At 38.8% G+C, this 26,033-nt stretch carries 24 protein-coding genes and 2 pseudogenes; 12 read left to right on the forward strand and 14 right to left on the reverse strand.

The features are described 5' to 3' along the window. The first annotated feature begins 3 nt into the window (after positions 1-3). The 5 genes from terL (at position 4) to HLH16_RS08760 (ending at position 4,298) form a co-directional block, all read left to right on the forward strand. Entirely contained in the window at positions 4-1,653 is a 1,650-nt protein-coding gene (gene terL, locus HLH16_RS08740; protein ID WP_171529028.1) for a phage terminase large subunit, read from the forward strand. Positions 1,654-1,663: 10 nt separating this feature from the next. After that, positions 1,664-2,776 (forward strand): hypothetical protein, encoded by a 1,113-nt coding sequence (locus tag HLH16_RS08745; protein ID WP_171529029.1) that lies wholly within the window; start codon positions 1,664-1,666, stop codon positions 2,774-2,776. Further along, positions 2,776-3,168 carry a hypothetical protein gene (locus HLH16_RS08750; RefSeq protein WP_171529030.1) on the forward strand — a complete coding sequence of 131 codons (393 nt, stop codon included), beginning with the start codon at positions 2,776-2,778 and terminating at the stop codon, positions 3,166-3,168. The genes HLH16_RS08745 and HLH16_RS08750 overlap by 1 nt, the downstream gene beginning before the upstream one ends. Positions 3,169-3,252: 84 nt before the next feature. Next, positions 3,253-3,534 carry a phage holin family protein gene (locus HLH16_RS08755; protein ID WP_171529031.1) on the forward strand — a complete coding sequence of 94 codons (282 nt, stop codon included), beginning with the start codon at positions 3,253-3,255 and terminating at the stop codon, positions 3,532-3,534. Next, on the forward strand, positions 3,531-4,298 hold the full coding sequence (locus tag HLH16_RS08760) for an N-acetylmuramoyl-L-alanine amidase (protein WP_171529032.1): 768 nt from the start codon (positions 3,531-3,533) through the stop codon (positions 4,296-4,298). The genes HLH16_RS08755 and HLH16_RS08760 overlap by 4 nt, the downstream gene beginning before the upstream one ends. 66 nt (positions 4,299-4,364) lie before the next feature. Here HLH16_RS08760 and HLH16_RS08765 read toward each other — a convergent pair whose 3' ends face one another. Both HLH16_RS08765 and HLH16_RS08770 read right to left on the reverse strand, forming a co-directional pair. Beyond that, on the reverse strand, positions 4,365-4,556 hold the full coding sequence (locus tag HLH16_RS08765; protein ID WP_171529033.1) for a hypothetical protein: 192 nt from the start codon (positions 4,554-4,556) through the stop codon (positions 4,365-4,367). Between the two features lie 224 nt (positions 4,557-4,780). Further along, positions 4,781-5,998: a tyrosine-type recombinase/integrase gene (locus HLH16_RS08770; RefSeq protein ID WP_171529034.1), complete on the reverse strand. Its 1,218-nt coding sequence runs from the start codon at positions 5,996-5,998 to the stop codon at positions 4,781-4,783. 164 nt (positions 5,999-6,162) lie between these two features. Between HLH16_RS08770 and HLH16_RS08775 the strand changes: the two are divergent. Further along, positions 6,163-6,396, forward strand: a pseudogene (locus tag HLH16_RS08775) (DUF159 family protein); the annotation flags it as partial. 3 nt (positions 6,397-6,399) lie between these two features. Here the strand turns inward: HLH16_RS08775 and HLH16_RS08780 are convergent. From HLH16_RS08780 to HLH16_RS08790, 3 genes are all read right to left on the reverse strand, one after another. After that, a complete protein-coding gene (locus HLH16_RS08780) occupies positions 6,400-6,864 on the reverse strand; it encodes a MarR family winged helix-turn-helix transcriptional regulator (protein WP_171529035.1) in 465 nt (154 codons plus the stop codon). A gap of 147 nt (positions 6,865-7,011) precedes the next feature. Then, positions 7,012-7,476, reverse strand: coding sequence for a MarR family winged helix-turn-helix transcriptional regulator (locus HLH16_RS08785; protein WP_171529036.1), 465 nt, complete (start codon positions 7,474-7,476; stop codon positions 7,012-7,014). A gap of 180 nt (positions 7,477-7,656) precedes the next feature. Continuing rightward, a complete protein-coding gene (locus tag HLH16_RS08790; RefSeq protein ID WP_171529037.1) occupies positions 7,657-7,974 on the reverse strand; it encodes a hypothetical protein in 318 nt (105 codons plus the stop codon). 519 nt (positions 7,975-8,493) lie between these two features. On the opposite strand from HLH16_RS08790, the gene HLH16_RS08795 reads away from it, so the two are divergent. The 3 genes from HLH16_RS08795 to HLH16_RS08805 all read left to right on the forward strand — a co-directional run bounded on the left by HLH16_RS08795 (position 8,494) and on the right by HLH16_RS08805 (position 13,025). Next, entirely contained in the window at positions 8,494-10,020 is a 1,527-nt protein-coding gene (locus HLH16_RS08795; protein WP_171529038.1) for a TerC family protein, read from the forward strand. A 271-nt stretch (positions 10,021-10,291) separates the two neighbouring features. Then, positions 10,292-11,023 (forward strand): hypothetical protein, encoded by a 732-nt coding sequence (locus tag HLH16_RS08800; RefSeq protein WP_171529039.1) that lies wholly within the window; start codon positions 10,292-10,294, stop codon positions 11,021-11,023. Between the two features lie 250 nt (positions 11,024-11,273). Continuing rightward, positions 11,274-13,025, forward strand: a complete 1,752-nt coding sequence (locus tag HLH16_RS08805; protein WP_171529040.1) for an FAD-dependent monooxygenase — start codon at positions 11,274-11,276, stop codon at positions 13,023-13,025. Positions 13,026-13,041: 16 nt separating this feature from the next. Here HLH16_RS08805 and HLH16_RS08810 read toward each other — a convergent pair whose 3' ends face one another. The 4 genes from HLH16_RS08810 to HLH16_RS08825 form a co-directional block, all read right to left on the reverse strand. Continuing rightward, a complete protein-coding gene (locus tag HLH16_RS08810; protein ID WP_171529041.1) occupies positions 13,042-13,938 on the reverse strand; it encodes a LysR substrate-binding domain-containing protein in 897 nt (298 codons plus the stop codon). A gap of 89 nt (positions 13,939-14,027) precedes the next feature. Next, a complete protein-coding gene (gene thiM / locus HLH16_RS08815; protein WP_171529042.1) occupies positions 14,028-14,849 on the reverse strand; it encodes a hydroxyethylthiazole kinase in 822 nt (273 codons plus the stop codon). A 72-nt stretch (positions 14,850-14,921) separates the two neighbouring features. Continuing rightward, complete coding sequence (locus tag HLH16_RS08820; protein ID WP_171529043.1) at positions 14,922-16,085, reverse strand: hypothetical protein; 1,164 nt, start codon at positions 16,083-16,085, stop codon at positions 14,922-14,924. Between the two features lie 230 nt (positions 16,086-16,315). Beyond that, positions 16,316-16,579: a hypothetical protein gene (locus tag HLH16_RS08825; RefSeq protein WP_067726101.1), complete on the reverse strand. Its 264-nt coding sequence runs from the start codon at positions 16,577-16,579 to the stop codon at positions 16,316-16,318. A gap of 421 nt (positions 16,580-17,000) precedes the next feature. Between HLH16_RS08825 and pepN the strand changes: the two genes are divergently transcribed. Next, positions 17,001-19,607: an aminopeptidase N gene (gene pepN, locus HLH16_RS08830; protein ID WP_171529044.1), complete on the forward strand. Its 2,607-nt coding sequence runs from the start codon at positions 17,001-17,003 to the stop codon at positions 19,605-19,607. 299 nt (positions 19,608-19,906) lie between these two features. Further along, positions 19,907-20,119, forward strand: coding sequence for a hypothetical protein (locus tag HLH16_RS08835; protein ID WP_131287930.1), 213 nt, complete (start codon positions 19,907-19,909; stop codon positions 20,117-20,119). 378 nt (positions 20,120-20,497) lie between these two features. On the opposite strand, the gene HLH16_RS08840 is transcribed toward HLH16_RS08835, so the two are convergent. Next, the gene (locus tag HLH16_RS08840) at positions 20,498-20,941 is read right to left on the reverse strand and encodes a universal stress protein (RefSeq protein WP_171529045.1); all 444 of its coding nucleotides are present in this window, start codon (positions 20,939-20,941) and stop codon (positions 20,498-20,500) included. Positions 20,942-21,073: 132 nt separating this feature from the next. Then, positions 21,074-21,517, reverse strand: coding sequence for a universal stress protein (locus HLH16_RS08845; protein WP_171529046.1), 444 nt, complete (start codon positions 21,515-21,517; stop codon positions 21,074-21,076). A 272-nt stretch (positions 21,518-21,789) separates the two neighbouring features. Between HLH16_RS08845 and HLH16_RS08850 the strand changes: the two are divergent. Beyond that, positions 21,790-22,795: pseudogene (locus HLH16_RS08850) on the forward strand (alpha/beta hydrolase). Between the two features lie 126 nt (positions 22,796-22,921). Here HLH16_RS08850 and HLH16_RS08855 read toward each other — a convergent pair. The 3 genes from HLH16_RS08855 to tal form a co-directional block, all read right to left on the reverse strand. After that, positions 22,922-24,094, reverse strand: a complete 1,173-nt coding sequence (locus tag HLH16_RS08855) for a benzoate/H(+) symporter BenE family transporter (protein WP_171529047.1) — start codon at positions 24,092-24,094, stop codon at positions 22,922-22,924. Between the two features lie 136 nt (positions 24,095-24,230). Continuing rightward, the gene (leuE, locus tag HLH16_RS08860; protein WP_171529048.1) at positions 24,231-24,881 is read right to left on the reverse strand and encodes a leucine efflux protein LeuE; all 651 of its coding nucleotides are present in this window, start codon (positions 24,879-24,881) and stop codon (positions 24,231-24,233) included. A gap of 83 nt (positions 24,882-24,964) precedes the next feature. Then, on the reverse strand, positions 24,965-25,954 hold the full coding sequence (tal, locus tag HLH16_RS08865) for a transaldolase (protein WP_171529049.1): 990 nt from the start codon (positions 25,952-25,954) through the stop codon (positions 24,965-24,967). Positions 25,955-26,033 lie beyond the last annotated feature (79 nt).

The following is a 26,033-nucleotide window of genomic DNA, read 5'->3' on the forward strand; positions in this document are numbered from 1 at the left end:
TTCATGATTAAGGTCAGCTTTGCTGCGTTCTTTCTGATTTATGCGGAAGCCATGAATTGGGAAGTGCCGGATTTCCATTTAGATGTCTGTGATTTCTTGGAGGATTACGGGCCGCTTGGCTTATTGATGATGCCGCGTGGTCACGGTAAATCAACGATTCTGGATATCTATAACGCATGGAAGCTGTACTGCAATAATGAGCATTTAATTCTACACCAGGCTGCTACAGACAAAGATGCAGCAAAAGCCAGTCGAGGTACTGAACAGGTCGTTGAGAAGCATCCGTTATGCCAATTGTTCGGTGTGCATAAAGCACGTGGTGAATTGCAAAAGTGGTGGATCAGCGGCTCAAGTGATGTACGTCACGGTTCAATCCATGCACGCGGTGTTCTGTCAAACGTCACTGGTGCACGTGCCAATGAGATCCAAAACGATGACGTGGAAATGCCTTCCAACATCGGCACACCCGAAGCACGTGAAAAACTGCGCTATCGCCTATCTGAACAAACTCACATTCTTATACCTGGTGGGCAAAAGCTATTTGTCGGCACACCGCATACGCACGATTCCCTATACACACAGATTCAAAAGCTCGGAGCAAAATGTATGATTTTGCGTATGTTTGAAAAAGAAAAACGATTCGAAAATATCACTGAATGCTTAAGTGATTTTGATCCGGTTTATATTTTTAGCGGTATCAGTAACACTGCAAAACTACTCAAAAGGGATCAAGACTACTTTGTTCATAAACTTGGTGTTGCTTTCAAGATCATGTTCAAGGAAACCCATTATCTGATTGACCTATACAGTGAATCGCTATGGCCTGAACGTTTTACTGATACTGAAATGGATAAGCGTCGCAAGGAATGCCGAACGCTGAATGAATGGGATTCACAGTATCAGATGCATGCAAAACCTATCGGTGATGTGCGTCTTGATCCTGACAAGATGATTCCTTATGACTGTGAGCCAGTTTTAAGACGTGCCAATGGCAAATACATCATGATGCTGGGTGATCGTCAGATTGTTGGCCTTACCATGCGATGGGACCCATCATCCGGCAAGCTTAAATCGGATATTTCATCCGTGGCTTTGGTTTTACATGACGATTTTGGCGCGAAGTACTGGCACAGATCTATTGCACTGACTGGTGAAGTCGTCACACATGATGCACACGGAAATATCACTGGCGGTCAGGTATGGCAGCTTTGTGACCTGATTGAGAAATTCAATGTTCCAAGTCTAACGATTGAAACCAATGGGATTGGTAATTTTGCACCGGCAGCCTTGAAAGGCGCATTAAAAGCACGTCGTATCCGTTGTGGTGTGAAAGAACAACATAACACTGGCAATAAAAATAAACGCATTTTAGAAGCACTGGAAGGGCCTTTAATGTCAGGTCTTTTATGGGTTCATACATCAGTGATTGATACACCAGAAGAAGGCGAGAACAGCTCAAGACAATATAAAAATATGCGCATGTTTAATCCTGCAATTATTGAACAGCCAGATGATGATCTCGATTCTTTAGCGGGTGCGGTCACTGATTCACCTGAACGCATCGGTAAAATACACAGACAAAATGAATCTAATGAATCGCCTAATTGGAGAACAAACGGTGGCGAAGTTGAAGCTGCCTTAGATTTCGATTAGGGGAAAAATCATGGCAGTACAACCGCAAACGCCATACAAAGAGTACACAGCAAACGGTAGCACTAAGAGCTTCGCCTTAGAGTTTGATTGTGATAATCAGGACCATTTAATTGTACTTGTAGATGATATAGAACCGGTCATTGGAACATGGTCATTAAGTGGTGGTGCTGTAGTTTTCGGTATTGCACCAAGTGCCGGAAGTGTAATAAAAATTACACGTAAAACGCCACTCGCAAGAGCAATAAATTATCAAAGTTACGATAATTCATTCAGTTATGCGGCATTAAATAAGGATCTTGATCGGGCTTGGTATGCACTTCAAGACCTTGGGTATAAATTAGGGCAGTACGATTTTGATTATACATATGCGGTAGATACAGCAAATCAAGCAAATACAAAATCAAATCAAGCTCTACAAACAGCAAATTCCGCTTTAGTAAATTCTGAGAACGCTTTAGCTGAAACTCAACCCATCCTTCGTGGTGGTACTGGTGCAACAACAGCAGAAGGAGCACGCAGCAATCTTGATGTTTATGGTAAATCAGAGGTTGTTGCCTTAATTCAAACAGGCGGTCAAGGCAACATTGTACCCATTGAGGGTGGCGGTACTGGTGCGGATAATGCAGGAGATGCTAGAGGTAACTTAAGTGTTTACTCTATACAGGAGGTTGATTCTGAAATATCGGATGCTATTAATGCAATCCCCAACGCCACCGAAACAGTAGCAGGGAAGGCTAAAATAGCCACTACTGCAATTGCTAAATCGGGTATTAATGATACTGATATCATTACAGCTAAAAAACTTCGCGATGCTTTAAATGCGAAAGGTGATGCTCCCGTGTACGGTTTTAGGGGATTTGTCAGAGTTTTGGGAAATGGCACTGTATTCTCATCAAAAGGGGCAATTGCTTCTGTCTCCAAAGTATCTGTGGGTGTTTACTTAATCACGGTAGATAACCCGAACGGTTCAACGCTTTTCCCTTTGTTGACAACAGGGTCTACATCTTTCGAATTTGGAATTATAGCAGTAGCAGAAAGCACAACAACTATCAGAGTTTATTGTAAGAATACATATGATGGTAGTAGTGCAGATCAGAACTTTACATTGGGGGTGCATTTCTAGTGATTATAGTTTACGAACATGATGGAGTGGTTGTAGTTTCAACAATATTACTTGGTGAAGTAAACATAGATAACTACATCACTCTTGCCGAGATCCCTAGAGAGCCTATCGAATCTTGGTATATTGAAGATGGTGAAATTAAAATTGATCAACAAAAATTGATTGAATTTAATCGTCAAAACATGCCCACACTTAGCCCGATTCAATTTGACCAAAAACTTGATCAAAGTGGTTTATATGATGCGGTGCAAGATTTAATTAAAACCGATAGGCAATTAAGTATTGCATACAATCGAGCAATCTTCTTTTCACGAACAGACCCTTTTATCGAACAAGCTCGAATTGCACTAAGCCTAACTGACGAGCAAGTTGATGAGATGTGGACAAGCTAGACTCACTTAATACTCAAATAATCCACAGCAACCCTGACCTTTAATTAGATCAGGGTTTTTTATTACCAAAAATTAGGGGGTATCGTGCAAGAGCATGAAAAAAATTTACTTTTACTTATCGTAATCGGGGCGTGTATTGGTTTTGCCAAACTGCTTGTTTCAGATGAAAAACTGACTTGGCGCTTGACGATTGGCAGAACGATTTTGGGCGCAGCAACATCAACGATTGCAGGCGCCATCATTCTGCAAATTCCTGATATTAGCCCACTAGCCTTGATTGCGATTGCATCAGCTCTGGGGATTTTGGGAAGTACATTTATTGAAAACTGGCTTAAATCACAATCATCAAAATGGAGTATTAAATGAAACTAATCGATAACTGGAAACAGGCTTGGAAACTCAAGTCGGTACAAGTGGGCGCAATTAGCACCTTTTTTTACGCCCTGATTTTATTCTCTGAGCAGTTTGTTCAGGTCTGGAATATCATCCCTCAAGACTTAAAAAACAAGATTCCTGAAAATATCGCTGAATGGGTAGGTTGTTTTGTTGGTGTGGCTATGATTCTTGCTCGACTTAAAAAGCAACCTGAATTACATAACGTAAATCAATTTGTCACAGTCACAGCAGGGCATTCAAATACCGATCCGGGTGCCGTAAACGGTAAATTTAAAGAGGCTGAACTGGTTTCTCAATTCCGTAATGCAGTCTCTTATTATCTACGTGAAGCAGGTATCCAATACAAAACGGATGGGGTCGGTACACTCAATCAGGATTTAAATGCTGCCATTAAGCTCATTAAAGGCTCATCTGTAGCAGTTGAATTCCATATGAATGCTGCAGGATCCAAACAAGCGAATGGCATTGAAACCATCGCATTACCGAAAGACAAGAAACTGGCACAGGATTTATCAAAAGCTGTAGCAGATGTTTTTGGTAGTCGCTTACGTGGTGATAATGGCTGGATTGATCAAAGCCAGTCAGCACGTGGAAAGCTTGGCTTTATCAGCAATGGTGGATTGATTGTAGAACTTGGCTTTATTTCAAACGAAGCTGAATTAGCACAATTTAATGCAAAATACTGGACTGCTGCAAAAGCCGTGGCGATGGTTTTGATTAAGCATTCAAAGTGATTTGAGAGGCCCTCAAGTGAGCTGATAGGAAGGTATTTCAATTAATATGAGATACCTTCCTTTTTATTATTTAGATTTGTTTTCAACATCAGTTTTTTTGAATTCATCATTACTGTCTTTGGAATTTTCAGCCTTTATATTTGTTGATTCCGCTGGAAACTCCAGAGTTGGGATAATCGGCATTGCTAATGCTGAAACAGATGCAAGTGGAGATAGTGTGATTAAGATTGCGAGAAAACTGCGTTTTGAACCGAACATAATATTTCCTTAAAAGTAAAATAAAGAATATTTAATCAAACCAATTAAATAATTATTTGATTTAACAGAGAATATTATGATTTGAGTATCACCAAAACTTGGTATTTTATATCATGTAGAGCAGTTCTTATGTCTAATAGAAAATGTATTGACATTAATTCTGAAGCTAGATCGGTTAGGATTAAAGATCTGTATTGATGTTATTAAAGCCCTCTAAGTGAGGGCTATTCCTTCCACCCATCAACCATATCAGCCCAGTCCTGCATCATTTTTCTACGGTCATTCAGCCATTTTGCATGATCATAAGTAGCTTTAACTTTATCACCTTTCACATGTGCAAGCTGAAGCTCAATCCAGTTTGAATTATAGTTTGCTTCGTTTAGATCCGTTGAGGCAGTAGCCCTAAAGTCATGCATAGTGATATGACCCAAACCCATATTGCGAAACGCCTGATTCAGTGTGGTAGGCCCAATCATCGTATTATTATTAACACCTGGGAAAATATAAGGGCTATCAGGGTAAGCAGCAAACTGTGCCTTCAGGATACCCATAACCTGATCTGATAACGGCACGATATGAATCCGGTTTTTCTTCATGTTGCGTTTGCCTGCGAGAATATCAGACTTGGAAGCAATTGGAATCGTCCAGGTGCGAGCGTCAAAATTAATATATTCCTTCAATCCTCTACGAATCTCAACTGTACGCAACATTGTATAGATAAGGGCTTTAAGTGCATTCTTGGTGCTAATGGAGCCTGTATATCTATCTATGCTCAGCATAATCAGTTTTCGATCCTTGGAATTAACTGGTTGAGCATTCTCAGTTTCTGGACTATGAATGTATCCGCGTAATGCATAGGTTGGGTCATTGATCAATCTGTCAGAGATGATGGCATATTGCATAACTTCAGCAATGATCTGCCTGATTGAAATTGCCTTGTTTTCCCCGGTACCTTTTCCTGATTTCAAAACACGTTTAATCGCATTGTCCATAATGTTTTTAACATCTACTGAACTCACATCCTTGATCGGCTTATCCCCAATCATAGGAAAGATATCGACTTCATATGCAAGGTTTCGGACATAAAGCCAATTTTCTGATTTTGCCTTCTTTTTATGGTCGCAATATTCTTTAGCAATCGCTCGGAATGTTTCTTCTTGAGCCTGCATCGCCTCCAAACGTTCAGCTTTCTTGAGTGCAATTGGATCAATATTTTTGGCAAGCTGTTCCCGAAACTCATTTGTCTTAGTCCGGGCATAAGACAAGCTTATTTCTGGATACTGTCCAATGGTTAGCATTTGAGGTTTATTTAGAAAGCGATAGCGATACCGCCAGAACTTTTTACCTGTAGGTCGAACTTCAATGCACAATCCTGAGTGATCAGCAACACGGTATACTTTTTCTTTAGCTTTTAATTGCTTGATTTTTAAGTCATTTAACATGATGTGAGTAACAACCATTATGGTTTAAAAAGATTTACTCACGATATTACTCACAAATAAAAGTAATGTCATGTCATGCTAGGTTATATGTAGTAAGAATAGGAATATAATAAAATCATATAGATAGGATTTAAGGAAAGAGAAGGTAAGTCATAGTAAGATTAATGTTTGATATGGATGCAATAGATCATCCCATGATGAAAGAATTTCATGAGCCTGGAAATGTTAAACGCTCAGTGATTGTTATTCCTCACGAGCGTTTAAATGAATGGCTAAGTTGGAAATCTCCAGATATCCGATCTTTTGTAGAGGGGTTTCCTGAGGATGAATTTGAGTGTTCACATGTACCTAAAGCAAAAATCAAAAAAATAACGCCTCAACTGAATTTTTTCGATTAAGCCTTAACGTGCTAAATTTTTGAAAATATGCTTCAGGCTTTCCATCATTTTGTCTATTTGTAATGGGGTCAAGCCATCAAAAGATTGTTCCAAAACCACATTGGTGAGGTCATTAATCTTTTGGGTCATTTGTTGCCCTTTCTCTGTTAATAAAACACGGGTGATTCGGGCATCATCTTCACATGAGTAAGTATCAACTAATCCTTCATCTTTTAGGCGGTAGACAATTTTAGTGGTTGTCGACATTTTAGAAATAATCATTTCAGATAAGTCTGAGACGCTTGCGTGCGATTTCGCTTTCAATGCAAGTAAAATACGGCGACGAGAATTATCTAAACCATATTTTTTCAACGCATGATCTACGTTTTGTACATGTTGAGCGTGTACTTGGGTAACCCAATAAAATGGAAAATTATCTAAACTAAAATCTTCGACACAAGGTAAAAATTTACTATATTTTTTTGTCATGGATTTTTCTCCTGTTTTTTAATTGTTGTAATTGTATTTTATTATTGTAACGATTTTGTGAAAAATTGAATAAAACTTATTGAATAACATGTTTATAGCTAAAGCAAAAAAGTAACTCCTGATTAAATTTTTTAAATTAAACTTAAATTAGTGCGCTAGATTTTTGAAAATATGTTTAAGGCTTTCCATCATCTTTTCAATTTGTAAGGGGGTTAAACCTTCAAAAGATTGTTCCAGGACCACATTGGTGAGGTCATTAATCTTCTGGGTCATTTGTTGTCCTTTTTCCGTTAAGACTACACGGGTAATTCGGGCATCATCTTCACATGAGTAAGTATCAACTAATCCTTCATCTTTTAAACGATAAACAATTTTAGTGGTCGTTGACATCTTGGATACCACCATTTCGGAAAGATCAGACACACTTGCATTCGGTTTTGATTTTAAAGCGAGTAAAATCCGGCGACGAGAATTATCTAAACCATATTTTTTTAATACGTGATCGACATTCTGAACGTATTGAGCATGGACTTGGGTAACCCAATAATATGGAAAATTTTCTAAGCTAAAATTTTCCATAGAAGGTAAAAATTTACTATATTTTTTAGTCATGGTAGACAACCACCTAATTCATTGTTGTAATTGTAATTTTTCATCGAAAGCATTCTAATCTAAAGCTATTTTGCTTCGCAATACATATTAAATTATTTTTATTGCTTATTAATATATATTAAGTTTTTTATAATGCAATAAGTAAACTTATCTTTATAAGTCCCCTTATACGAATCAAAATTAAGCATGATCGTTTAGAAGAGACAGGGTGTAACTGTCTTTATCTTGATGAAATCCCACAATACTCTGGGCAAACTTCAACACTTCTTCTTGGACTTCAGAATATTGATAAGGCTCTGAAGCTAACATTGCCGTAGGAGTACCATGTTGTAAAATGACAGGCATAAGCATTTCAAACTTTTGGTTATTATGCGTGACCATAACCTTAACTTGATGCTGATCAAATGATGAATCTAGATTTAGATATGTACCTTCATAACTAGTATTAGCAATCGTTTTCGACGTTTTATTGAAGGTTAATGCTTTTTCATTTGTCATAGTAAATAATCCCTGTAAATTTTTTTGATTGGATTAGAGACTTGCGCATCTAAGTTTAGTTATCGATTATTGAGTTAAAAAATCTTGGCTGTATTTTATTCTAGTGAAAAAAACAGCTTTGGGAACTGATCTTTTTAACAAAAAATTTCTGATATTTGGATCATATGCCTAATAAATTGCTGTATTTGTCAAGTAAGTATTGTAATAAAATTCATAAAAACAATAACTTATATTGTTATCTTTTGGGTTTTTTAAAATTTTTAGTGGTTGTAACTGTTAGATCCATTCTATTCCCAAAGAAAAAAATCAGACGAATAGATGAAATAAGTCACAAAAATGAGTATGTATTTTATACAGGTTGGCATTTTTATGATTGAAAATGAAAAAATCTAATTACAAATTTTATAGTTTGTGCATAATTAATTTATCTATTGTTGAACAGGTCACCTCTATGGATCCGTCGCCGTGCAGGTCTACATTTAATTTTAACCAAATTCATAAGATCGGAGATTTAAACTAATGGAGTTTTTATTAGATCCGGGAATTTGGATTGGTTTACTTACCCTTATTGTTTTAGAAATTGTCTTAGGTATTGATAACCTGGTTTTTATTGCCATTTTGGCAGAAAAACTCCCTCCAGAACAGCGTGATAAAGCGCGTGTAGTGGGTCTTTCCCTGGCTTTATTTATGCGCTTGGGCTTATTGTTTGCCATCTCTTGGTTAGTCACTTTGACCAAACCGCTTATTATGGTCTTTGATTGGACCTTCTCAGGTCGAGATCTGATTCTTTTATTTGGTGGTTTATTCTTGGTCTATAAAGCTGTGACCGAACTGCATGAAAAGATTGAAGGCAAACCTGAAGTTAATGTGACTACCAATATTGTGTATGCGAGTTTTGCTGCAGTTGTTGCGCAAATTGTGGTGTTGGATGCCGTATTCTCTTTAGATTCGGTGATTACCGCAGTTGGTATGGTCGACAACATTTATGTGATGATGGCAGCAATGATAGTTGCCATGGCGGTAATGTTACTGGCCTCCAAATCATTAACTGCTTTTGTAAACCGACATCCGACCGTTGTGATTTTGTGCTTAAGCTTCTTATTGTTAATTGGGATTAGCTTGATTGCAGAAGGTTTTGGTTTCCATATTCCGAAAGGTTATATCTATTCAGGTATTGGTGTTGCGATTGCAATTGAAGCATTTAACCAATTTGGTCAGCGCAATATAGCCAAACATGAATCTAAAATTCCACTGCGTCATCGTACAGCGGATTCCATCTTGAAATTGATGGGTGGCAAAATGGAGACGGTGGCGAATAGCGCGCAACACTTCGAAGCTCAAGAAGCATTTGCTGATGAAGAACGTTATATGATTGGCGGGGTATTAACCCTGGCAGAAAGATCTGTTGCCTCGATCATGACACCGCGTAGCCAGATTTCTTGGGTGGATATTGAAGATAGTCCTGAACAGATTCGTGAACAGGTGTTATCTGTGCCGCATAGCTTGTTTCCAGTGTGTCGTGGAAGTCTGGATAAGGTGATCAGTGTTGTTCGTGCTAAAGAATTGCTTGATGTCATTGATGATGACGAACAACTTAAAGCTTTAATCAAACGCCATCGTCCAATCTATATTTTCGCGAAAATGAAAGTGATTGATGCTATTAATACTTTGCGCACATCGAAAGGTTCATTGGTTCTGGTGAGTGATGAATTTGGTAATGTACAAGGTTTAATTTCTCCACTCGATGTGTTTGAAGCCATTGCCGGAGAATTTCCTGATGCGGATGAGCAGCTTGATTTAGTGAAAATTGATGATAACACCTGGAAAGCATCGGGCATGCTGGATGTGTACCAGCTTGAATTAGAGTTGGGCATGATGGATCTGGTCGAAGAAGATGCCGGCTATATCAGTGTTGCAGGTCTAATTTTAGAAAAAACTCACGGAGAAGTGACCTTAGGTACTCATCTAGAGTATCACGGCGTTCACTTTGAGGTGACGGAACTGGATGATAATCGAATTAAATCTGTTTTAATTACGCATCGCTAAAAGGTAATTACGGACACTAGCAAAAGATAATGAATATCTCTAATTAGTTTCCTTTTCAATCGCTTTAAAAACCCAATAGACAGGTGCTATTGGGTTTTTGTCATTTTGATTTATCTTTAAATGATTAGAAAATAGATGAATTTTGACCTGCTGCTTTAAAATGGAGAGAGTAAACAGGTTAATCAGTCCTAAAATAGCTATTTCTAGGGATGTTGAATGTGAATAAAGTGATGAATAATAAAAATATAAAAACAAGGGTTAAATGGGTCTAATGCGTATTACAGAAAGGATTATAGATTTTACAAAACTTGCATCTGAACAAAAACATCGTTTTTTTGAAATGATATGTGAATTTGATCAGCAAATTTTTCCAAATTCGACTGCAAATGAAATTTATGATTTTGTATATGATCAGGACGCCGTTTCAGTTCTGGTGGTTCATTATTATCATAAAGATACACTGGTTGGACAAAATATTATTCCTGTGCTTAAGCTTTCTCTAGAGGGTCATCCTGTCTTTGTGGTGAGTTCCCGGGCGAGTATTTTACCAGCTTATCGCAAAGGCAACAGGACACTTAAAACTGCAATCCGGGTTGCGATTAATCACCGGATTCGACATCCTACTATTCCCTTATGGTATGTACCTACCGTCATACAGCCTAAAATTTATACCTATTTTGCATCTCGTTCACAAAATTTCTTCCCACGTACAGGTAAAGAAATTCCTCAAGAATATTTAAAGGTTCTGGAGATGATGCAGCAGCGTAAGCAGGATATATGCAAGCGCCGAGAAGACATTTTTGTTTATCCTTATGTGATGCCGCAAACCACACCTGAACACATTCAACGTTTAAGAACTCAGGCAACGCCACATATCAACTTTTTTATGCAGCATGTGCCTGACTATTTTGATGGCATGGGGTTGCTTTGTATCTGTAAATTGGATTTAAAAACGATTTTTGAAACTATATTGAATTTATTTTTAGACCGCAAAGTGTATTAAATTTTATTCTCTAGAGATTGGCTGAATTATCTACTTTAAATTTCTCAGTTTGTATAAAGAAAGCCTAAGCAAAAAATGCTCATCATGCTTAAAAATATCAAAATGCTTTGAGTTTCTATAGCTCAGATGCATATCGCTATAGTTAGTTTTGATAGTTTTTAAATAGTTTCAATATTTTCCTTATAGTTCAATAAAAGTAAATCCAAGCATTTGGATGAGTACATTGAAGTGAATTGAATAAGGAAACGGGATGTCAAATCAGCCTTTCGATACGGATGTTGTAGTGATTGGAACCGGTCCAGCGGGAGCAACCACTGCTTTAGCCTTGGCCACTTATGGTATTTCAGTTCGTTTTTATACCCAGTTTAATGGTTTGGCAAATTCTCCACGTGCGCACATTACAAATCAGCGTGCAGTAGAAGTATTGCGTGAATTTGGGTTGGAAGAAGAAGCTAAAAGTAGGGCAACCCCATGGCAACACATGGGGGAAAGCATGATTACCACCAGCTTGATTGGTGAGGAGATTGCACGTATCCAGGCTTGGGGAACGAGTGATTTACGCCATGGTGATTATGTAAAGGGAAGTCCTTCACCTTTATTCGATTTAGTGCAACCAGAAATGGAAGCACTACTGGTTAAACATGCGGTTGCGCGTGGTGCAAATCTATTTTACAACACCGAATATCTAGATCATGAACAAGATGATGATGGCGTTACAGTCTGGTTTTTAGACCGATTGGAAAATCGAAAATATTCGGTTCGTGCCAAGTATCTGGTGGGTATGGATGGGGCGCGCTCTAAAATCGTTGAAAAAATTGGTCTTCCGATTGAAGGTCATATGGCGCGTGCGGGTACGACCTATGTCCGTTTCAAAGCCGACTTGACTAAGTATGTGCAACATCGTCCAAGCATTTTGCATTGGATTGTTAATCCTGCCGCAGGTTTTGGGGAAATTGGTATGGGCCTGCTGCGTGCCATTTCTCCATGGAATGACTGGATTGCAGGTTGGGGCTTCGATATTGCACAAGGTGAGCCGCAATATACCCAAGAACAGATCATCCAACGTATTCATACCTTTATTGGTACCGATGATGTCGATATTGAAGTTCAAAATGTATCGGCATGGTATGTGAATCAGGCTTTTGCCAAGCATTATTCTGTCGGTCGGGTTTTCTGCGGCGGGGATGCCGTACATCGTCATCCGCCATCGAGTGGTTTAGGGTCAAATACCTGTATTCAAGATGCATTTAACTTGGCATGGAAATTGGCTTTTGTCATTAAAGATTGGGCGAAAGCAGATTTATTGAGCTCTTATAGTGATGAGCGTGTGCCGGTTGGACAGCAAATTGTGGCACGTGCCAATCAATCTCGCATGGACTACAAGCACCTGAAAGATGTTTTCGGTTTTGATCAAGGCATTGAAACCACCCAGCAATTGTTGGATCGATTGAATGCACCGACAGCAGATGCGGCTGAATTACGTCTTCAGTTGAATCATGCTTTGGAAATTAAAAACTTTGAGTTCAATGCTCAAGGTGTGGAGCTGAATCAGCGTTATCAATCCGTTGCGGTGGTTTTGGAGGATGAAGATGAGGAACATTGGCAAGCTGATCCGCAATTGTATTTACAGGCAACTTCACGTCCCGGGGCAAAAATTCCACATTGCTGGTTAATTGATGCGAAAAACGGTCAGAAAGTTTCCACCCTGGATATTGTCGGAAATGGCAAACTTACTTTAGTGACTGGTTTATCCGGTACAGCCTGGAAAAAGGCAGCTAAACAATTAGATTTAGCTTATCTGGATGTTGTGACCATTGGGCAAGAAGTCAAAGATGTTTACGGCATCTGGCAAAAAAGCTGTGAAATTACTGAAGCAGGCATGTTGCTGGTTCGTCCGGATGGATATGTCGCATGGCGCCATCAAGAAGCATTGTATGATGATGCAGCAGCCTTGCAGAAACTCACTCATGTATTGCAACAAATGCAGTATCAAATCGCTTAATTCTGGTTTTTAAAAGTTATTTTGAACCCTGCTGTTGTTGAACAGATTGCTGAATGATTTTTGCAGTAAATTGCAAAACTGGATTTTCAGCATCTGTTCGATAACTGGCATACAGCGGTAAAGTAGGCAAGTCTTGTTTCAGTTCAATCGCCTGTACATTCGGGTTCAGCAATTGCTGTGCATATTCAGGTATAAAGCTCCAGCCTAAACCCATATTGATGATATTAATATGCTGTAAGGCATTGGTGACTTGATATTTATATTGCAGTTTTAAATTTTCTTTTTGGGTGAACTGTTGAATTCGTTGATAGAACACCGGTGAAAAGAGCTGGTCGCAGACAATAAAGTCATCATTTTGAATTTGTCTTAAGTCCTGAATTTTACGCTTGGCAATATAGTTTTGATGGGCAACACATAACAGTTTTTCTTCAAACAGCATCGTGCTGCTATAAAGCGGATCATCCATACACACGCGACTAAAAATTAAATCCAGTTCGGAATTTTTCAGTGCTTGATCTTGCTCGCTACAGGATAAACTTCTGATTTTAAGATCGACTTGTGGAAATTGAGCACGAACCTGTTGAATGACTTGAGGGATGACGGTCATTTCCGCAACGTGCAATACGCCAATAAATAGCTGTTGCTGACCTTGATTGGCGATTTGACGTGCATGAGCGACAGCCAGTTCTGCGTATTTAATCGATTCCAAGGCATATTTGAGAAAGCCTTGACCTTCTGCGGTCAAAGCTATTTGCCGAGCGCTTCGGTTAATCAGTTGTACACCGACTTCTTCCTCTAAATCTTTAATTTGCTGACTGAGGGAAGGTTGCACGGTACACAGTTTTTGTGCAGCACGGGTAAAATTGAGTTCTTCAGCCAGCGCCACAAAGTAACGTAAATGTCTAAGTTCCATTGAGTATGTCCTGCTGAAAAACGGTTTTACCCTGCTGTTTAAAAACTAAAATAAAGATCTATGCAGAATCATCAATATGGATAATTTTTTTAGATTTCAAGGATTTTAATATCGGCATATTGCTGAATTAAATCTGGATTCAAACTATGGATGTAATCCATGAATGCAACATTGAACTGACCAATCGTTTGCGCTTTTTCAAAGGCCAATTTTCCTGCAATGGCAAAATGCGTATGTGCCGCAACGGTGGCAATCGTCGCTGTGCTTACCGCACAGTAAGCCGCGATTAAAGCACCGAGTGCACAGCCAGTCGCTGTGACTTTCGGCTGTAAATAAGAGCCACCATTGACCTGAATTACGGCATTAAGTTCTTTGCTTAAAATAAAATCAGATTCACCTGAAATCGCGATGCATTCAGCATGTGCTAACAGTATTTTGGCTTGGTTATACACATCGGCACTATCCAAAGTGCTATCCACGCCTTTGGAGAGCACCTGATTGCCTGCAAGCGTACTGATTTCTGAAGCATTACCCCGAATGACTGTTGGATGGTATTGCAGTAACTCATCCACCATATCCGAGCGCCATTTTAAAATGGGACCGTAACCGACTGGATCGAGTACCCAGGGCGTATCAGTTCGTTGCGCCGTTTGTGCAGAAATTTGCATCGCCTGCATTTGTTCATTGGTCGGTGTACCCAGATTAATGCTCAGTGCAGCGGAAATACTGGTAAAACTTTCGGCTTCGAATGGATTGTCAATCATGGCAGGTGAAGCGCCGGCAGCCAGCAAAACATTGGCTGCATAATTGGTTGCAACACTATTGGTAATACATTGCACCAAAGGCTGCTCCGTTTGCAGCTGTATCCATGCTTCAACAATATGCTCGATCAATGTTGAAGTTTGATCCATGGGATTATTCCTTAAGTTATACATAGGATTGGAGAGATTAGACATATGGCTCACCGTCTATTGGGTGAAATTCTATTGGGTAAAATAGTGGTCTTGATGCTTACAGCTGCGACAACATAAGGTCACATAATTTTCAGCATCATAATCCACAGTAAGCTCATTCGAACCGCAATACATACAGCGTTTTTGTGAATAGAAGCTTAAGCGCGGTTCAATCTTTTTCCAGATCCGCCAAATCGGCTGGAAAAAAATACTTTCATCATAGCCCAGAAAACGGAAAAACAGGATTTCGCTCATCTTGCTAAAAGGTATGTTGTAAGGACGCGGCAGGGTGGATGTTTCCCATTTTTCGGTCACGGCACGGTCACGATATTGCTGCAAGGTTTTCTTTAACAAGTTGGTGTTAATAAAGTTTTCATTGCGTACTTGCAAGGCTTTTTGCTGATGCAAATATTCTAGTGCGGTTTGTACCAGATAATAGATTTGTCCCACCGCCAATGAATCCATCAGGCGATAGCAAAAGGTTTGAAAACTGTTATTTCCCGCAATTTGGATGCCCCAAGTCCGGCAATAAAACTGGGCAAACTGAATAATTTCCTGATACAGCGCTAAATAAAGCACATTTTTAACTTCATCGGCATTTTTAAAGGGCACCCCCATGGTTAAATTTTCATAAAACCAGTTGCGAAGTTGCTGGGTGATGCTAAACAGACTCGGTTCAGAATAACCGTCTAAACGCACATTGACATAGTAATGATGTGCCTCGGTGGCAAAATCTTTGGCAATCAGGATTTGTTCTTTAACCAGTTGCTTGACCAAATAATTCTGGAACAAATAATTCGGGGTAATGGAATGGTATTTGATGCTTTCCCAATCAATATATTCATGATGCGTGGTATGTTCCTGAACTTGATTGTCCAAAATACTGAGTAAAAACAATTTATTCAGAAAGCTGATCTGCTCTAGTTGATATTCGACATTATCTTTATTTTTCGATTTGATTTTGCGCTGCTCTTGAAGACGCGTTTCGGTGAGCATTTTTTTTCGATTGACTAGGCATTTGTCACAATAACAGTTGGTGCGACCATCCTGAAAGACACGATGCTGGCAGTGACTACATTCATGAAAATTAAGTGCTTGATCGTACTGTTCTGCTTCAATCCAGAACATGGATGCCTGACACAAAGGGCATGATGTACTTTCATCTAACTGTTTTTGCAGAATCTGAAGGAGCATGGAAAGAATCAATCACAAGTCTGGTTAATCATTCAAACGATTATACACATCTCTTTTATTGTAACGTAATTGAATAGCGCTGAATGAACAATAAATGCAAGCAGGAAAATATAAGCGAACTTTGCTCTATAAAAATAGCCTAAGTATTTGTTGTTCCTTGATGTGGAGGTGGAAAAGCAAATCTTCCACCTCCACAAAATGAGGGACTGTCTGAGGGGTAATTTCTTTAATTAATACGAAGCAGGGCAAGGTAATGACTCATCCTCCTCGCCTAGTTGCTTTGCATTGATTAACGCCTGAACCTTTTTAGAGGGAATTTTTTTGCTGCCTAATGAATCGTAATTGTTCAAAATTGCGCAAATATCGGGCGATTGCATTGGAATACCTTCACAGCTCATAAACATGGCAATCACTTTATGATCGATTCCGGCAGCGTCGAGAGTTTGCATGGTCTTGATATTTTCCACACGGACAATATGGTCTTTTAAATACATGGGACACCTCTTCTAATTTTGATCTGATTTTATAGTGCGCTTTACACAAATATATACAAGCAAGAAACGTGCTCAAAATGTATTCATCTTGAAAATATCTGTCACTTTGAGTTATGCCAGTTTATAAGCCAGCTAAATCTTGCTCAAATAATATAAAGAGATATCAAAATACAGAGATTTTCTACTTATATTTCTGAAAGACGTTGGAGTTATGGCGCATGATTTTTAACTGCACGTATGATAAGTAAGCGACTGAAATATTAATTGTACCGATGTTCAGACAACGAATTGAAAATTGTGAGCAATGCGCCCATATATAACTCAAATCAATCGCACAGACAGATTGTGAAAGTTGTCGTATGATCGAAGCATTCACACAAAACAAAGTCTTGGCTCAAGAACTACAGGATTAGGACATTATATGAATATCGCGGCAAACCCAGTGGTTGAAGCAGACCAAACTGTTTATTTAAAAGACTATCAAAAACCCTCTTTTTGGGTTGATTCAATCAACTTGGATATTCAGGTTCATACAGATCATACCGATGTAAATGCAACATTGGTGATGAAGCGCCAGACAGCAGGGGATTTAGTTCTGTTGGGTCGTGACCTGGAATTAAAATGCATTACTTTAAACGGTAAGCGATTAACCGAAGCAGACTACACACTGGATGCTGAACAGCTGGTGATTGCCCATGCACCAAATGAAGTCATTCTTCAAACTGCAGTGGTGATTCATCCTGAAAGCAACACCCAGCTTGAAGGTTTGTACCAAGCTGGCGATGATTTATTTGTCACCCAAAACGAACCTGAAGGTTTCCGCAAAATCACCTTCTATCCAGACCGTCCGGATGTCCTGTCTGTCTTTACCACACGCGTAGAAGCCGATAAAAAATTCCCGGTACTTTTAGCCAATGGTAACTTGATGGAAGCGGGTGAAGCAGGTGAAGGTCGTCACTACACCATTTGGGAAGATCCGACCAAGAAACCAAGCTATTTGTTTGCCTGCGTGATTGGTGATTTGGCGGTTCTGAAAGATTCTTATGTGACTTCAGAAGGTCGCAATGTTTCTTTAGAAATTTATGCGGTAGAAAAAGATATTCCAAAATGTCACATTGCCATGGAAGCCTTGAAACATTCTATGCAATGGGATGAAGAACATTATGGTCGTCCGTATGATCTGGACAACTATATGATTGTGGCAACCAGCGCATTCAATATGGGGGCCATGGAAAATAAAGGTTTAAATATCTTTAATACGTCTTGTGTGCTTGCCGATGAAGAATTCACCACTGATGCCGCAATTATGCGGGTGCAGTCTGTAATTGCACATGAATACTTCCATAACTGGACCGGTAACCGGATTACTTGCCGTGACTGGTTCCAGCTTTGTTTAAAAGAAGGTTTGACGGTATTCCGTGATCAGTCTTTCTCGGAAGATTTACAGTCCGCTGCGGTACAACGTATTGATGATGTTGCGGTATTGAAAGCACACCAATTTCCTGAAGATTCAGGTCCGTTATCGCATCCGCCACGTCCAGATCACTTTGTGGAAATTAATAACTTCTATACCGCAACGGTGTATGAAAAAGGTGCGGAAATTAACCGCATGATGGCAACCTTGCTGGGTAAAGAAAAATTCCGTCAAGGCACCGACGAATACTTCCGTCGTCATGACGGTCAGGCAGTGACAGTAGAAGACTGGGTTTCAGCATTGACTGCGGGTTCTGGTGTCGATTTATCTGCCTTCCTGATTTGGTACAACCAACCAGGCACACCAAAACTGGAAGCCAAAGGCGAATACGATGCTGCAACTCAAACTTATTGTTTAAGCTTTAAGCAATCGTTAAAAGATCATCATAAATATCCAAACCTAAAAGCTGTTCCAATTCCAGTGGCTTTAGCACTGTTTAATGCAGAAACAGGTGAGCAATATACGCTGCAATCTGAAGCACTATTTGAAAATGGTGTTAAAGATGGCGTGTATTTATTTGATCAAAATGAGGCAACCATTGAATTTACCGGCGTAACCGCAAAACCTGTGGTGTCATTGCTGCGTAATTTCTCTGCACCGGTCAATCTTGAATTTAACTATTCCGATGAAGAACTGGCTTTCTTGATGCAATATGAAACCAACGGTTTCAACCAATGGCAAGCCACTCAAACTTTGCTGGAACGTATTTTATTAAATGGCCATGATGCTGATATTTATATCCAAGCCATGAAAAATACTCTGCCGGAAGTCATTCAAAAAGATCCACTGCTGGCATCACGCTTGTTTGATGTCCCTACAGAAGGCTATTTGGGTAGCCGGATCGACAGTGAGTATCGTCCTGAAGTGATTCAAGAACAGCGTAATGCTTTGCTAGACACATTGGCACGTGAATTGGGTGCCTTCTGCAAAGAGACTTACCTGGAATTAGATCCAGATATGCAAAGTGAATTCTCTCAAGCGATGGGTGTTCGTGCACTCAGAAACATCATGCTCGGTATGATCGCACGTCAGGGTGATGCCTATGCCTTTGACCTCGCTTATGAGCAGTATCATACAGGTAACATGTCTGAGCGTTTGGGTGCGCTTAAAGTTTTGGTTTGGAATGATGCACCACAAGCCCAAGAAGCTTTGGCAGACTTCTATAGCCGCTTTGAAGATGAAGCTTTGTCTTTAGATCAATGGTTTATGGTTCAGGCAGCACATCCGAAAGCAAATGCAGAAACCATCAAATACTTAACCTCGCACCCTGATTATGATTTGGGTACACCAAACCGTATTCGTTCAGTGAGTGGTGGTTTAAATGCCAACCCAGTCAATACATGGAGCTTTGGTGTTCAACACTTTATTGATTTGGCCAAATATCTGGATGAGAAAAACCCGATTGTCGGTTCGCGTTTACTGCAAGTGCTTTCTCGCTGGTACACCTTGGCAGAGCCACAACGTACAGAAGTCAAAACTGCGCTGGAAGCTCTAAAACCACAAGTGAAATCTAAAAACGTTTCAGAAACTTTAAATAGTATGTTGAGTATCTAACTGAGTATTTATTAAATGACTAAAAAGCCTTTTCTTGATTAAAACCGAGAAAAGGCTTTTTATTTTTAGAATGCAGTTTAATGAAAGAATAAATGATCTGGTGTTTAGAATAACTAAATTAAAAAATAAAATCATAAGACATATTTTCTATTGAATGATCATTTTAAAAGTGTCGATTAAATCACATTTATGGCGTAAAATTATAATATTAAAGCTCATATTAAGATGGGCTTTTGTTTATTTAGCAGACTTTCATTGGATTAAGCCTGTCGTTTTATTAAGTAGACTGGAGGTTGGTTTTGTTAGTTAAAATTGAAGATGGTTTTTATTTAAACTCTCAACATATTATTGCTATTCGAGTTTCAAAAAGTACCAGTGATGGACATTTTATTGTAGTGATTGAATATACGCCGAATAATATTCAGGCTATGGGAACGTACCAAAAAACTTTTGACAACAAAATTGAAGCAGAAACTTATCTACAAACTTTGCATCAGTACATTTCCAAATAAATCCTGTGCATTGTCATTAAGGTTGCAACTTAAACTGATTGAGAAAATTATCCTTTAGTTAGAATAAGTGTAGGTGATACAAATCTAAATAAAAGGCTTACTGATCATTATGGGTGAATTGATTATTTTATAGTTAGACCGGTACTAGAAAATGTATGAGGGAAGACTATGATTAAAACAATATTTAGGTTAACCATCAGCTTAAGCATGTTAATGGGGTTATCAGCATGTCAAAAGAGTGATGGTGATCATGATCCAGATAAAAAAGTTGCTCCCCATGCCTTGGATAAAGACAGTTAGTTTTATGGAATTTAAAAGATAGACGCTTTTATTACTGATCAAATAAAAAGTCCCTAAATTTAGGGACTTTTTTAATGGTTAAACTTTTACAATCAATACCGGTATTGGCGATTGGGTGAGTACGGCTTGCGCCACACTGCCTAACATTAATTTTTTGAATCCTGTACGGCCATGCGAGCCCATAATAATTAAATCAGCACCGACTTCATCAGCCACATGAATGATTCCTTCAGCAGGCGATACACCTCGAATAATTTTAGTATCCACATCAATGCTATCTCGAATGAATGATTGCTTGATCTCAGCCAAGCGCAACTGCGCATTCTTTTCAGCCTGTATAAAGTAATCTGTAATTCCAGGTGCGACTTTATAAAAGTCCACACCCACAAATGGATCTACAGCAATCACACTGGTAATGGTGACTTGACAATGAAGTGCATTGGCTAAGGATAATGCCTGTTCAACAGCTGCATAAGAAATAGGAGATTCATCTACTGGAACTAAAATATGTTTATAAGTCATGAAATTATCCTTATGAATATAGCTGAATTGGAAAGATTTTTAATTGTGACAGTCAGTCATTATGACAAATGAGAGGATCATTAAACGACCCAAATAAACCCCACATCAATTGTAGGGTTTATTGATCAATACTTATTCTTTAACAATTAAAACCGGAAGTTTTGTGCCTTTTAACACATCTTGAGCAAAGCTGCCCAACAAGAACTTTTGAAAACCTTTGCGACCATGCGAACCCATAACAATCAGATCAATTTTCAATTTTTCTGTGGTTTCAATAATGCTCTCTTCAGAAACATTCCCTTTCACGATTTGAGTGTTGGCAGAAATACCATTTTCGCTGGCAATGGCTTGAGCCTGTTTCAATGCTTTTTCAGCATTGGCATATGCCTGAACGAAATATTCTTTCATAATGGGAGACGGATAGTAAAAGTCTGCATCAGAAAACGGGTCTTCAGTGACTAAACTGATTAATGTTAATTGGCCACCAAAAGCTTGGGCAATCTGAGCCGCATTTTTAACTGCAGATAATGAAATGTCAGAACCGTCAACTGGAACTAAAATATTTTGATAAGACATAAGACTTGTTCCTTGGTGTTTATTATGTAGCTATCAATTATAGATAGCACATTGTCTTTAAATGATCAATTTAGTCTGTGAAAAATGATTTAAAATTCATTAAATTATATAAATATCATGGATATAAGTGTGTTCTGTTTTGCATTTAAATCTGAGTGAAAAGCTCAACATTCGCATAAGTATTTCTAAATGTTTAAACAGGGATTAAAATGCCCAAAAATGTGACCGTCTCCAGCAAATTGCAGGCGAAATAAGTTCAATAAGGGAAGCCTGTGTATTCAAAATTTTTAAGTTTAAGTCTGTGTCTAATTGCTGTTCTACACAGTAGTGGTTGTCAGAATACACAAAGTAATACCAAGGTGATTGCGAGTGTTTTTAATGCTTCCACCAATGTGCAAAAAAAAGATGATCGATAAATATGCACCACAAGAGATTTTGGTACAGAAAAATATAATGTATATGCAGGAAGCATCATTAACTTTGGATGTGTATCAGCCCAAAAATGTGATGCAGCTTGAGCCGCGTCCAACCGTAGTCTGGATTCATGGCGGTGGATGGGTTTCAGGTTCTAAAGAGCACGCGCGAGGTTACTTTAAACTTTTGGCTGATCAAGGTTATAACGTGGTTTCAGTGCAATATCAATTTGCACCCAAAGTGATTTATCCAAATCAGCTGCTACAAATTAATCAGGCTTTAAAATTTATAACCGAGCATGCGCAGGAATATCATATTAATGCTAATCAAATTTATTTGGCGGGTGATTCTGCAGGTGCGAATTTAGCCAGTCATTATGCAGCGTTAATCAGTAATCCTGATTTTGCGCGGCAGTCTAATATTACGCCATTGATTCAACGCGACCAGATTAAAGGCTTGATTTTACATTGCGGTATTTATGATATGAATGCTTTTATCAATACTGCACCCAATGAACTGAAATTAATTGAATGGGGCGTATTTAACTTGGTTCAAGCCTATACAGGCAATAAAAAAGACGATGCGGAATTTTTAAAAAGTATTTCTCCGATTCAATATTTAACAGCAAATTATCCGCCGGTATTTATTAGTGGTGGAAATAAAGACTTCTTAACCAAAACCCAATCGGTTCCTTTTGTACAAGCATTAATGAATCAAAAAATACCCGTGACCGACGTATTTTATCCAGACTCCAAAGAGTTTTTGGTACATGAATATCAATTCATGATGAGTAAAAAGGCAAGTCAGCAAACATTTGAACAAACCATTCAATTTATTCAAAAATATAGTCCTGCATTTTTTTAAAAAGTGCTTGGTGTCATTTTACATTTGAAAGATTGAATACATATTTTTGGGGGTAAATCTGAAGGTTTTACTCAAGTTGGTCCAAGCCTTTTAGTTCTCGTATTTTATGTGATTTCTTTTTATATATTATCTCAAGATTCTAAACTTCAAAATGATAGACACCGCAAAACCAAATAATAATCCCCAAAATGCTGAACCAATGCCAAAGAATTGTATTCCTGAAGCGCTGAACAAGAAGGTCATTAAAGCGGCTTCTCGTTCACTGACATCTTGAAAGGCGATGGCGATGTTATGACTGATGGTGCCAAATAAAGCAATTCCTGCAAGGGCCACAATAAAAATAGGTGGAAAAGACATCAGTAAACTGGTTAAGGTTGCCGCGAAAATGCCCATCAAAATATAAAAAAAACCACAGCTCATTCCTGCAATATAACGTTTTTTAGGATCAGGATGCACTTGATCATCTAAACTGACTGCAGCACTAATAGCCGCAATATTAACGCTGTAGCAACCAAAAGGGGCAAGTAGCGTTTGAGTAACCCCGGTCCAGCCAATGAGCTGATTTACATGAGGTTGATAACCATAGCTTTTAATCATGGCAATTCCAGGCAAATATTGCGATGCCATATTAATCACAAATAAAGGTAGGGCTAAACCTAAAATAGCTGACCAGCTAAACTCAGGCGTGATCCATACAGGTTTGGCTAAGCTCCATTGTAAAACTGGAGTATGAAACTCCATAAACACTGGACAAAGGACTAGTCCGGCAATTACCGTAATCACGATGCTATAACGTGGTGACAGTCGTTTAGATAGAATGTAAACGGCTAAAAGTGAAAGAATAAATCCCCAATCATTTTGCATACTGGCAAAAAGCGCGATACCAAATTTGAGTAATACGCCGGCAAGCATGGCACTGGTTAAGCTTTGTGGAATATAGGACAAAACTTTCTGAAAGATACCTGAAAAACCTAAAATCACGGTGAGTAGCCCACTAATGAAAAATGCACCAATGGCTTCGTATAAGCTATAGCCGCTACCCGTTGCTAAAATGAGTGCAAGCCCAGCAGTAGACCAAGAGGTCGCAACAGGATATTTAAACTTCCACGATAAAATTAAACCCGAGAGTCCAATCCCTAAACCTAAGGCCCAAAACCAGGAGGTGATTTGCTCTGGAGTTGCTCCTAATATTTGTGCAGCTTGAATGACTAAAACCGCAGAAACACTAATGCCAATCAGAAAGGTAATGAAACCTGCAAATACAGCAGGAACAGAAAAGTCTTTGAGAAAATTTTGCATAAATCCTTTACGGTGATTATTTTATAATACTTGAAAAGCGTAATAATCATACGCCTTTCATTTTTAAGCGCAAAGGCATAATCGAAATAATATATCGCGTATTTATGGGCTTAAATTATTTAAGCAAGCCTGAAATTTATAGGGTAGAAGTCGCAAGTTTAATCCCGAAACCACAGAATAAAAGACCGACAGCCGCTACACATGATGCCGTCACTTTATAGCGCTGGGTAAAGTAAGTTGCCAGTTTGGCCCCTGAAAAAATCAGGATGGTTAAATAACTCATACTAATGATTTGTAATACCAGCGCAAGCACAGCAAAGGTAATTGCAGGATAGGGATAAGCCGGATCAACAAATTGAACGAAGAAGGATAAATAAAACAGAATTGCTTTAGGATTTAAAATGCTAATGGTTAATGCTGTTTTAAAAGGATGGAGTTGCTCAATATTTTTTTCAGCTGTAGCGATTTCTTTCTGTGAGTGTGCGGAATTCCAGGTGTGATAAGCTGCTATGAGCAATTTTATCCCTAAATAACTCAGATAAAGTGCACCAATAATTTTCAGTAAGGTGAATAACCAGGGGAAAGCATGCAGTAAGGAAGCTGCACCAAGCGCAGTGAGTAAAATTAAAACAATGTCACCGGTATAAACACCGAATGCACTTTTATAACCGGCTTTAATGCCAAAACGTGAAGCGATGGACATCACGTATAAGGAATTGGGTCCGGGCAATAACACAATTAAGGTTGTACCAATAATATAGGTGGTAAGATCGGTAATGCCGAACACAATAAATACACTCTCAAACGATCAAAAAAGCCGACCTGTTCACTATAACAAAATCGGCTTTTTGATGGTGCAATATTGATATTTTAAGCTTGTATTTCAGCATCTAAGCCAAAAGATTGGCGAAGTAATGTACTTAATTGTTCACGGGCCTTAATAAAGCCATCAATCCCACTTTGTAAAAGTTGCGAAGACATTAAGTCATGTTCAATTTGCTCTTTAAATGTTTCCTTGGTTAAAGGTGTAACGATACGCTGGCAATGGGCTTGTGCATGATTGTTTGAAAGCTGAGGAACGACTTCACGTTGATCTTGTTCAAGCTCTGCCAAAAGGTTTGGCGATACTGTCAATAAGTCACAGCCCGCTAATCCTAGGACTTGGTCAATACTGCGGAAACTTGCACCCATAATTTCCGTTTTAATACAGTGCTGTTTATAGAAATGGTAAATTTGCTTCACTGAAAGTACACCCGGATCTTTATCAATCGGGTAGTGATCTACATTTTCAGCTTTCTTGTACCAATCTAAAATACGACCGACAAACGGTGAGATCAGGGTCACATTGGCATCAGCACAGGCTTGAGCTTGATGCAAACCAAACAACAGTGTCAGATTACAGTGGATGCCTTCTGCCTCTAATGCTTTGGCTGCCTGAATACCTTCCCAGGTTGAAGCGATTTTAATCAGTATACGATTTTGATCGATACCATAATTTTTATACAAAGCCAGTAATTCTTTGGCTTTGGCAATCGTGGCATCGGTATCGTAAGAAAGGGCAGCATCGACTTCAGTCGAAACACGACCTTCGATCAGCTTAAGAATTTCAACGCCGAATTTAACCGTCAGAATATCAATGGTACGTTCAACTAAAAGATCGCCGCTATAACCTTCAGATTTTGCCTGCTCAAATGCATCTTCAATCAGTTGCTTATTTTCAGGCAGATTTGCGGCAGCGGTAATGAGTGAAGGATTAGTTGTTGCATCCAAGGGACGGAATTTTTGAATAGCGGAAAGGTCGCTACTGTCGGCAACAATCGTTGTGAGGCTTTTTAATTGGTTTAAGGCTGATTGAGTCATTGGTCTAGTTCTTAAAGTTATTTCCCTATATTTGTTATATCACAATCTGCTTTTAACCCAAGTAAAAAGCATGTATAAG

The organism is Acinetobacter sp. ANC 5378 (genome assembly GCF_013004315.1).
Lineage (GTDB): Bacteria > Pseudomonadota > Gammaproteobacteria > Pseudomonadales > Moraxellaceae > Acinetobacter.